The sequence below is a fragment of the Sphingomonas aestuarii genome, assembly GCF_054457155.1.
In genome coordinates this window covers 90,127-100,000 of sequence record NZ_JBTKVV010000002.1, presented here as the reverse complement: position 1 = coordinate 100,000, position 9,874 = coordinate 90,127, and the positions used below count along the sequence as shown (strand labels likewise).

Below are 9,874 nucleotides of genomic sequence, written 5' to 3'. Positions count from 1 at the left end.
ATCAACGCCGCTGATTCGGGCAATGATTCGAGCATTGATTCGTTCCGCTCCGATTCACGCGCTCTGGATGTAGCTGCGCATCGCATTCGCCTCGGCCTCGATCCGCTCGATCCGGTATTTCACCAGATCGCCGATCGACACGACGCCGACGAGCCGCTCGCCCGCCAACACCGGAAGGTGACGAACCCGGCGCTGCGTCATCAACGACAGCGCCGCGAGGATCGCGGTATCGGGATCGACGGTGATCGCAGGCACGGTCATCAGCTCGCCCACCTGGCGGTCGAGCGCGGTCGCGCCTTCCTTTGCCAGGCAATAGAGGATGTCGCGTTCGGAAAAGATGCCGACCACCCGGTCGTCGTCCACCACCGGCATCGCGCCGATGCGCTTGTCTGCCAGAATGCGCGCGGCATCGCCGACGCTCGTATCGGCACCGACCGTAATGGTGTCGTGCCCCTTGCCGTCCAGGATTGCCGCGACCGTCATCGTGCGTCTCCTATATGAAAGAGAAGGCCGTGACCGTTCGGGCCGGTATCGAACCAACTCGTTAGCGCATTGAGATTCGCACAGCCCGCCCCCAATTGCAAAGCATGACCAACCCCAGACGCGCGCTCGACGATCGGGAATATGCCGCCTTCGCCTGGGCGCGCTATCGCCGTATCCTGAAATGGATGACGCTCGCCGCCGCGCTTGCGGGAATCGCGGGCGTCGGTATCGTCGCCGCAATCACCGAGAACCTGCATTGGCTGGTCGCGCTGGGCGCATTCGTCGGCGTGTTCCTGACGGTATTGATGGCAGCGGCGCTGATGGGACTGGTGTTCCTGAGTTCGGGCACCGGCCATGACGAGAACGCCGCGCAGTTCACCGATCCCGATCAGCGCGGCTGGCGCGACCGGTAAGTCAGCGTCGCGCTGCCGTTTGCGGGCACGCGCACGCGCCATAGCGTCTCGCCATCCTCGCGCACCAGCCGCGCCGACGCGCGATCGATCCGTTCGCCGCCTGCGCGGGTCAGCACCGCTTCGTAATCGACGGCCCAGGCATTGGCGTTGGTCACCGAAAGCCGCCGTCGCGCTTCGCCTTCCTTGCTGTCGGTGACGTCCAGTGCAGGGACGACCCCCGGCCCCGCATCGACCCGCAATTCGACATCTTCGCCAACGGGGACATCGTTCACCGACGCCTCGCCGATCAGGATCGGGCGCACGCCCGTTTCCTCGAACAGGGCGACCGGCCCCGCAGGCAGCGGCAGGCCGAGCCCGCCTGAAGCCTTGTTCTCGCCGCGAAGCACCAGCCGCATCGGCTGCAGTTGCTCGCCATAGAGTTCGGACACGTAAACCGGGCGCAACCGCACGCCCGCCTTGTCCATCAACGCGACCTGTTTCTGCGCCTTGGCCGCGACCGTCGTCGGTTGCGGCACGCGATAGAGTTTGAGGTCACCCAGATCCTCCTGCCGCGCGATCCGCGATCCGGTGACGGTGATCGCCTCGGCGACGGGCGGCGGCGGGGCCGGTGGTGCGGGTGGCGCTGCGGCGAAATTGGGCACGAGGTCACTGGTTCTTGGCCCTGGCGCTTCGCGTTCGCGCCAGCATCTCAGCAACAGTCGCGCGCCATCGCCGATCTGCCGCGCATAATTGCTCGTGCGGTTGGTCCGCCCCGCCACCACTTGCGCCTGTGCGTTCGGATAGCTCGTGACATCGGTGCTCGCGAGCGTGATCCAGCCGAACATCTTCGCGGTCCCGTCGGGCTGCATCGTCACGACATAGTCGGCCTGCCAGTCGAACCCGCCCGCCAGATAGGACAGCTGGACGGTGACCGTGCGCGCGACCGGCGACGTGGTTTCGATCGACAGCGTTGGTTTGGCCGAAAGTCCCTGCGGCACGGCATCATAAACAATCGTTTCGTTCAGGCCCGAACAACGGACGGCTTCGAACCCGTCCGCGGTTTCCAGCACCGCGGCGCCATCCGCGCCCGACCGGATTACCGCCTGCGCCTCCCGCGTCCTTCCACTCGCATCGGTGCGGCGGATCGTCACGCGCCGCCCGAGCGAACGATCGTAGAGGCTGCGCGGGCTGAGCAGATCGGCGTCGAGATTCTTTTCGGTCACATCCGACGGCAAACCGGTGACGATCGCGCTTTCCGACAATATCCCGCCCGACACCCCTTCGAACCGGATCACCGCGGTCCCGGCGGGAATCGCGATCGTCCGCGTCTCGGTCACCAGCGCGAAACCGTTCAGCCAGTTGCGGTTGATCGCGTTGTCGCCACCGCGGTTCGGGTCGCGATAGATGGTGATCGATGTGCTCTCGGGGGCGTCCGACGTCACCACCTCCTGCGCGGCGGCGGGCATTGCCAGCGCCCCGGCCAGCAGCGACAGGATCAGACGGCGCATCGCCCCGCCCGGATCAGTAGCGCGTTTCGGTGACGACGCTCAGCACCGCCTCGCCATTGGCGGGCACCGGCACTTGCCACACGCGTTGGTCGGCGCCGCGCCGCTCGCCCTCGATCGTCTCGCTCACAACGCGGGTATCGGTCCACGCCCAGTAAAGCCCGTCCTGCACCAGTTCGACCGTCACCGGCTCGGGCCGCGCATTGGTCAGCGTGTAGCGCTGGGTGGTGCGCCACCGGTTCGCCGACAGCCGCTCGCGATTCTCGACCACCGGGCGCACGCGCACATCGAACGCGTCACCGGTGCGGATCGACAGCGCCGAGCCCATCGGCGTGTGGCCGATATTGTTTTCGCCGATGAATTGCGGCTGGCCCTGCGCGTCGCGGACATAGACGCGCACCGTCCCCGCGGGCAGCGCATCGCCCAACCCGCCGCTGCGCGACGACGAGAAATTGAGCACGGTCGATGCGCTGGTCGGCTCGTCCTGACTCTGCAGCCAGTTCGACCGGAACTGATAGCCGCGCCGCGCAGGCACCGCCGATACGTTGAGGAAACTCACCTGCTTCTGCTGATTCGCCGCCACCGTCGTCGGCCGCGCGATCGGATAGAGATAGAAATCGCCCAGCCGCGCGCGTCCCGCCGTCTCGGTCCCGGCCTGCACCAGCCCGCCGGGTTGCGGACGCACGGGCATGGGTCGCCGGATGCCGGGGCGCGGCTGCTGGCCGACGGTGGCCGGGACGCCCGCGACCATCACGATATCAGCATCGGGAAAAGCCGTGTCGCCAGAATTGTTGAGCGTGATCCAGCCCTGTACGTCGATCGCGCCCTTCGCCTCGTCGAACAGCGCGACATAATCCGCACGCCAGCCCAGCCCGCTCGACAGATAGGACAGCGTTACCGGTCGCGCGCCTGCCCGTGCGCTGTCGAGGGTCACGGACAAGGTGGGTCGCGCGCGCAAATTGGGCGGCAGGCTGGGATAGATGACCCGCACCGGCAGCCCGTCGTCGCGCAGCACCTCGATCCGGCCGCCAATGTCGAGCACCACGCCGTTGTTGGCCGCGAGCACTCGCGCCTGTTCGCGCGTTTCCGCGCCGGTGCCGGGATTGGTGCGAACGATGGTGATCGTCTGGCCAACCGCCTTTTGCATCAGCGCAGCGGGGGAAAGCAGGTCGTAATCGAAATTCTGCTCGACGATCTCGACCGCATCGGCGGACAGCCGCACGGTTTCGGGTCGGATATTCTCGGAGACGTCGCGGAACTCCTGCCGCGTTATGCCGCTCGGCAGGTTGAGCTGGCGCGTATCCTGAACCAGCGTCGTGCCGTCGGAATAGATGGTGAGCGCGACATCGCCTTGCGCGTTCCCGCCGGGAAGCGCGGTCTGCGCCGACACCATCCCCGGCACCGCCACCAGCGCCAGCATCGCTAAACCACGCATCGCACTCTCCCCCCTCAGGTCGATCGCGAGCCTAACAGGTTGGACGGGCTTGCGAAGGGGGAAACGGCATTGCCGGGCCTGCCCTTCGCCGTCGTTGCGAGGAAAGAAGACACTCTAACGAAAAAGGCCGGCACCCTTTCGGATACCGGCCTCATTTCTCCCAATCGCTGGGCGGATCAGGCTGCGTCGGCAGACACATCGCCTTCGTCGCGAGTTACCCGGCGGCGGCGGCGGGGCCGTTCTTCCTCGCTCTCGGGCGCATCATTGTCGCTCGCCGACACCGACAAGGCGGGCGGCAGAATGGCGGCGTCGAAGCCGGCGTCGCTGCTTTCCTCGACCTTGGCACGCGGCGGACGACCGCGACGACGTGCCGGTGCAGGCGCTTCCTCGACGGCGGCTTCGGCCTGAACCGGAGCGGTCTCGCGCGGCTGGCTATCGCCCTCGTCACGGCGCGGACGACGCGCTTCGCGTTCCGGCCGATCGTTCCGTTCAGGACGTTCACCCCGCTCGGCGCGCTGCGGACGGTCATTGCGATCCCCCCGGGCGTCCCGGTCATTTCGGTTGTTGCGTTCGTCCCTATCGCGGCCATTGCCCCGGTCGTCGCGATCCTGACGCTCGCCGCGATTGCCGTCGCGGTCGCCGCGCGCGTCGCGCTGCTGGCCGCGATCATCGTCGTCCATGTTGGAGATGTCGGTGTTGAAATCCTCGCCGTCGTCGTCGTCGCCGGCGTTCGAGAAATCGTCGCGACCGCGGCGCTGGTTGCCCTGCTGCTCTTCCTGGCGCGCGCGATTGTCGCTCAGCACGCGGAAATAATGGTCGGCGAACTGAAGATAATATTCGGTGTTGACCCGGTCGCCCGCCATCTGGGCGTCGCGCGCGAGGTTCTTGTATTTCTCCAGCAACTGGGGCGCATTGCCGCGTGCCCGGCTATCGATGCGGTTGCCGCTGTCGCCGCCACCGCGGCCTGTGTTGCCACCACCACCTTGCGGGCGCTGCCCACCACGACCGCGACGGCGGCCGGCTTGACGATTGTTGATCAAGTTCGCCTTGTCCTAATCTTTAGAACGTCCTGTTCACCAGAACCCTTGGCCGGCGACCGCCCTTGAAAGCGGCCGGCGGATGCGTGCCCATATGCACGCCGACCCGGTCTAACCGCGCCGACATGCCTGCGCGCCAGCGCCGCCGGACTACAGCGGCTGCATGACATGGATCGGGTCAATCTGCGCGTTTTCAACGATTTAATGAAGGAAACGCTTGCCCCAAGCCGGTTCTTAGCCGCTGGGGCGTTGATCGCCAAGCACAATATGCGCCGCCCCTCCGGCTTTTTCAACCATATGTGGCGATCAGGGCACGGGGCCGCCCGCCCAGATCGTGACGACACGCGACCGAAGCGCCCTCCGCTTCGAGCAATGCGGAGACGGCATCGCGCTGGGTGTACCCGATCTCGAGGATCGCGACGCCGCCCGCCGCAACGAGCCCCGGCAATTGCGGCGCGATCCGCCGGTAATCGTCGAGTCCCTCCGCCCCGGCGTAGAGCGCCGACCCCGGCTCGTACCGCGCGACCTGAGCGTCGAGCACCGCGTCCGCTTCGACATAAGGCGGGTTGCACAGCACCAGATCGAACCGCGCGTCGATCCCTGCGCCCCAGTCGCCGATGAGAAATTCCGCCCGGCCCGGTGCGATCCGATCGCCATTGGCCTGCGCATAATCGAGCGCCGCTTCCGACGCATCCACGCCAAGCCCCCTCGCCTCGGGCCATTCGGACAGCGCCGCGAGCAGCAACGTCCCCGGCCCGGTGCCCATATCGAGGATCGTCGCGGGCGCCCTGCCCTCGAAATACGCCACCGCCGCCTCGATCAGCGTCTCGCTGTCGGCACGCGGGATGAGGACGCCCGGCCCGACCTCCAGATCGATCGTCCAGAAGGCACGGCTGCCGGTAATATAGGCGACCGGCTCATGCGCCATCCGCCGTGCCAGCAGCGCGCCGAACGCAGGCGGCGCAGGCTCGTCCAACCGCCCCAGCAGCATCGCCTCGCGCGAACACCCCAACGCGTGCGCCATCAGCAATTCGGCATCGAGACGCGGGGTGTCGGATACGGCGGCGAGGCGGGTGGCGGCCTCGGACAGCGCCTGTCCCGTTGACACCCCTCTCAACCCGTTCGTTTCGAGCGAAGTCGAGAAACGTGCCCCGCGCGCTCGCAAGCGTTTCTCGACTTCGCTCGAAACGAACCGAGGAATTGGGCGTGCCGCTGCACCTTACCCCCCATCCAGCTGCGCCAGCCGGTCTGCCTCGTCCGCCGCCATCAGCGCGCCGACGAGTTCGTCCATCTGGCCCTCCAAAATCTCGGGCAGGCGGTGCAGCGTCAGGTTGATCCGGTGATCGGTCACGCGTCCTTGCGGAAAGTTATAGGTCCGAATCCGCTCCGACCGATCGCCCGACCCGACCATCGACTTGCGCGCGCCCGCGCGTTCGGACGCCAGCTTCTCGCGCTCGGCCTCGTACAGCCGCGTGCGGAGAACCTTCATCGCCTTGTCGCGATTCTTGTGTTGCGACCGCTGGTCCTGCTGGATCACGGTGATGCCGGTTGGAATATGAATGATCCGCACCGCCGAATCGGTAGTGTTCACATGCTGCCCGCCCGCGCCCGACGAGCGATAGATGTCGATGCGCAGATCCTTGTCGTCGATGTGCAGATCGACTTCCTCGGCCTCGGGCAGCACCGCGACGGTCGCGGCGGAGGTGTGGATGCGCCCGCCGCTTTCGGTCACCGGCACGCGCTGGACGCGGTGGACGCCGCTCTCGAACTTCATGCGTGCGAATACCCCCGAGCCGTTCACCGACGCGACGACTTCCTTGTAACCCCCGGCTTCCGACGCGCTGGCGGAGATCAGCTCGACCTTCCACCCCTGCGCATCGGCATAGCGCTGGTACATCCGCAGCAGGTCGCCCGCGAACAATGCCGCCTCGTCGCCCCCGGTCCCGGCGCGGATTTCGAGCATCGCCGGCCGCGCATCGGCAGCATCGCGCGGCAGCAGCGCCAGCGCCAGCGCGTGTTCGGCCGCCTCAAGCGCCGCCTCATTGGCGCGCAGTTCCTCGGACGCCATCGCCCGCAACTCGGCATCGCCGTCGCGCGTCATCGCGTCGAGCGACTGTCCTTCGGCCCGCAACCGCCGCACCTGCCCCGCCGCCGCCGCGACGGGTTCCAGCTCGGCATATTCCTTGGACACCGCGACGAAGCGATCGCCCGGCAGATCGCCGGTCGCCATCAGCGCCTGCAACTCATCCCGCCGCGCCTCGATCGCGGCGATGCGGTCAGCGGGGATGCGGGTCATTTTTTACGCTTCACGAGGGATATGATACGCGTCTCATCGTCATCATCGATAACGAACGCTTTGCCGAGAGCAGCCTTAAGTTTCCCGCGTACTGGTTGAGGCTGATCCCAAATATCCCTTACACGGAGCCGCCCGATGTTGGCAGGCTCGACACCCGCCTCGACGCTGACAACTCGTACCGCGCTGAGATCGCGTTTCGCCTTCTCAAATAGCTTTTTGGCCGAACCACGGAACATAAGTTGAGATGTAATTCCCGCGCGACGTGCCAGCGCGGTGATTTCGGAGGCTAGAAGACGCGACTCGTCATCTGCCGCGATAAAAAGGAGGTCGGGAGTTTCTTCGCCAACTTGATCGGCTAGCATAGCCAACCGCTCGATCCCCGCAGCCCAGCCAACCCCCGGTGTCGGGCTCCCACCCAAACTCTCGATCAACCCGTCATAGCGCCCGCCCGCCAGCACCGTCCCCTGCGCGCCCAGCCGATCGGTCACGAACTCGAAGGCGGTATGCCGATAATAATCCAGCCCGCGCACCAACCGACTGTTGCGCGTCCACGCCACGCCCGCCGCGTCCAGACCGTCGGTCACCGCCTTGAAGAACGCCGCCGCTTCCTCGGTCAGATACGCATCGATGTCCGGCGCGCCGTCGGCAATCGGCCGGTCGCGCGGGTCTTTGGAATCCAGAATCCGCAGCGGGTTCTTCTCCAGCCGCGCCAGGCTGTCCTCGGACAATTCCCCGCGATGCGCCTCGAAATGCGCGACCAGCGCCGCGCGCCACGCATCGCGCGTCGCGGCATCGCCCAGCGTGTTCAGCTGGAGCGTCACGCCCTCACCGATCCCCAACTCGCGCAGCAACTGGTCGGCCATCACCAGCAATTCCACGTCCGCCTGTGGCTCCGCAGCGCCGATGATCTCGGCGTCGATCTGGTGGAACTGGCGATACCGCCCCTTTTGCGGGCGTTCGTAGCGGAACACCGGGCCGTGCGTCGCGATCTTCATCGGCGCGTGCTGCTGCCAGCCTTCGGTGATGAACGCGCGCGCGATTCCCGCGGTGAACTCCGGGCGCAGCGTCAGCAAATCGCCGCCGCGATCGGGAAAGGTGTACATTTCCTTCGACACCACGTCCGACGTCTCGCCCATCGTTCGCGCGAAGACCTGGGTCGCCTCGAACACCGGCAATTCCACCCGCCCGAAGCAATAGAGCCGCCGCACGCGGTCGAACGTATCGACGACATGGCCGAAGCGGCGCTGGTCCTCGAACGCGATATCCTGCGTGCCGCGCACGCGTTTGGGGGTCTCTATCCTCGCCATAGCGCCGGGCTGATATGCAAGATTTCGCCGCAACGCCAGTATTTCGCGCGATCGGGAACTTGCGCGGGCGCAGGCGGTTCGCTAATCGCGTCCATCCAGTGAGCGGGTATAGCACAATGGTAGTGCAGCAGCCTTCCAAGCTGAATACACGGGTTCGATTCCCGTTACCCGCTCCACCGTTACCCGCCATGGCCCCGTGAGCTTCGCGGCGGACCGGCTGGTCATCACCCCCGACCATATCGACCTGACCCGCTCGCCGCTGCGCGATCTCGGCGAAAGCACTTATGTGCTCGGCGCCTTCAACCCCGGCCTGACGCGACTGCCGAGCGGCAATCTGCTGCTGATGGTCCGCGTCGCGGAAGCGTTGCGCGAACCGGTCAAGGACGGTCATGTCCGCGCGATTCGCTGGGACGCCGGGCGCTATGTCCTCGATCGCTGGCCGCTGGATGCGGTCGAAATGGACGACCCGCGCACCTTCCGAATCAAGGATGCGGGCGGTTGGGACGTGCTTGGTCTGACGTCATTGTCCTGGCTGCTCCCGGTCGAACTCTCGCCCGACGGGCTGGAGGTGATCGCGATCGACTATGACCGCGCGATCGCGCCCCGACATGCCGTGCAATGCTACGGTATCGAAGACCCCCGCATCAGCCGGATCGAGGATCGCTGGTGGATGACCACCTGCTCGGTTAGTCCCGAGCGGCAATCGACCACGCTCTATTCGAGCAGGAACGCCCGCGACTGGCAATTCGAAGGCGTCGTGCTCGACCATCAGAACAAGGACATGCTGCTGTTCGAAGGCCGCATCGACGGGCAATATTGGGCGCAGACCCGCCCGCTGGGCGCCTCCTTCTTCGCCTATCCGCCGGGCAGCGACTGGCGCGCAGGCCCGTCGATCAATCTCGCCACCTCACCCGATGCGCTGCACTGGAAGCCCCGGCTCGAACCCGGCATCCGGCCCCACGCCGCGACGCTGGCGACCACGCGCATCGGCGGCGGCGCGCCCCCGACCCTGACACCGCGCGGCTGGCTGACCCTGTGGCACGGGGTGGAGCCCAACGATAGCGTCGGCACCTATCGCACCTATTGGAGCCTGCTCGACGCGACCGACCCCTCGCGCACCATCGCCACCGATAACGCACCGCTGATCGAGGCGAACCCCGCGCTGACCGCACCGATCGACTACCAATTGTATCTGCGCGACATCGTCTTCACGACCGGTTTGGTCGATGGCGTCGACCATTTCCTCGTCGCGTCGGGCGAAGCCGACCTCGCCTGCCGAATCACCCACATTCCGAAGACGCGATTCGCCCTCTGACCGCGCATCAAGCGAGCAAGCGGCGACTGGATCGACGCGCGGCTGCCGCCAGTGCAACGGATGGAATATCCGGTCGCGACGTAACCGCCCGGCAGTGCGGAGGG

The 9,874-nt window shown here is 66.4% G+C and carries 10 protein-coding genes and 1 tRNA gene (1 of these 11 cut by a window edge); 4 read left to right on the top strand and 7 right to left on the bottom strand.

Annotation, left to right across the window (positions count from 1 at the left end):
• Positions 1–14: the end of a hypothetical protein gene (locus tag ACX0GZ_RS03695; protein WP_458813505.1), read on the top strand. 256 nt of this gene lie to the left of the window's left edge; the window shows 14 of its 270 coding nt (coding positions 257–270); its start codon lies beyond the left edge, outside the window; it ends in the stop codon at positions 12–14.
• A gap of 40 nt (positions 15–54) precedes the next feature.
• Here the strand turns inward: ACX0GZ_RS03695 and ACX0GZ_RS03690 are convergent, their stop codons facing one another.
• Positions 55–483: a CBS domain-containing protein gene (locus tag ACX0GZ_RS03690; RefSeq protein WP_458813503.1), complete on the bottom strand. Its 429-nt coding sequence runs from the start codon at positions 481–483 to the stop codon at positions 55–57.
• 104 nt (positions 484–587) lie between these two features.
• Between ACX0GZ_RS03690 and ACX0GZ_RS03685 the strand changes: the two genes are divergently transcribed.
• Entirely contained in the window at positions 588–896 is a 309-nt protein-coding gene (locus ACX0GZ_RS03685; RefSeq protein ID WP_458813501.1) for a hypothetical protein, read from the top strand.
• Here the strand turns inward: ACX0GZ_RS03685 and ACX0GZ_RS03680 are convergent.
• From ACX0GZ_RS03680 to hisS, 6 genes are all read right to left on the bottom strand, one after another.
• On the bottom strand, positions 872–2,383 hold the full coding sequence (locus ACX0GZ_RS03680) for a DUF4139 domain-containing protein (RefSeq protein WP_458813499.1): 1,512 nt from the start codon (positions 2,381–2,383) through the stop codon (positions 872–874). The genes ACX0GZ_RS03685 and ACX0GZ_RS03680 overlap by 25 nt on opposite strands.
• A gap of 13 nt (positions 2,384–2,396) precedes the next feature.
• Positions 2,397–3,815 (bottom strand): DUF4139 domain-containing protein, encoded by a 1,419-nt coding sequence (locus tag ACX0GZ_RS03675; RefSeq protein ID WP_458813497.1) that lies wholly within the window; start codon positions 3,813–3,815, stop codon positions 2,397–2,399.
• A gap of 176 nt (positions 3,816–3,991) precedes the next feature.
• On the bottom strand, positions 3,992–4,855 hold the full coding sequence (locus tag ACX0GZ_RS03670; RefSeq protein WP_458813495.1) for a DUF4167 domain-containing protein: 864 nt from the start codon (positions 4,853–4,855) through the stop codon (positions 3,992–3,994).
• A gap of 286 nt (positions 4,856–5,141) precedes the next feature.
• The gene (gene prmC, locus ACX0GZ_RS03665; protein WP_458813493.1) at positions 5,142–5,960 is read right to left on the bottom strand and encodes a peptide chain release factor N(5)-glutamine methyltransferase; all 819 of its coding nucleotides are present in this window, start codon (positions 5,958–5,960) and stop codon (positions 5,142–5,144) included.
• Between the two features lie 111 nt (positions 5,961–6,071).
• Positions 6,072–7,148, bottom strand: coding sequence for a peptide chain release factor 1 (gene prfA, locus ACX0GZ_RS03660; protein ID WP_458813491.1), 1,077 nt, complete (start codon positions 7,146–7,148; stop codon positions 6,072–6,074).
• Positions 7,145–8,455: a histidine--tRNA ligase gene (hisS, locus tag ACX0GZ_RS03655; protein WP_458813489.1), complete on the bottom strand. Its 1,311-nt coding sequence runs from the start codon at positions 8,453–8,455 to the stop codon at positions 7,145–7,147. Before hisS ends, prfA begins: the two co-directional genes overlap by 4 nt.
• Before the next feature lie 102 nt (positions 8,456–8,557).
• Here hisS and ACX0GZ_RS03650 point away from each other — a divergent pair.
• Positions 8,558–8,631 (top strand) — tRNA-Gly (locus ACX0GZ_RS03650).
• A gap of 20 nt (positions 8,632–8,651) precedes the next feature.
• Entirely contained in the window at positions 8,652–9,770 is a 1,119-nt protein-coding gene (locus ACX0GZ_RS03645) for a glycoside hydrolase family 130 protein (RefSeq protein ID WP_458813487.1), read from the top strand.
• The last annotated feature ends 104 nt before the right edge of the window (positions 9,771–9,874 follow it).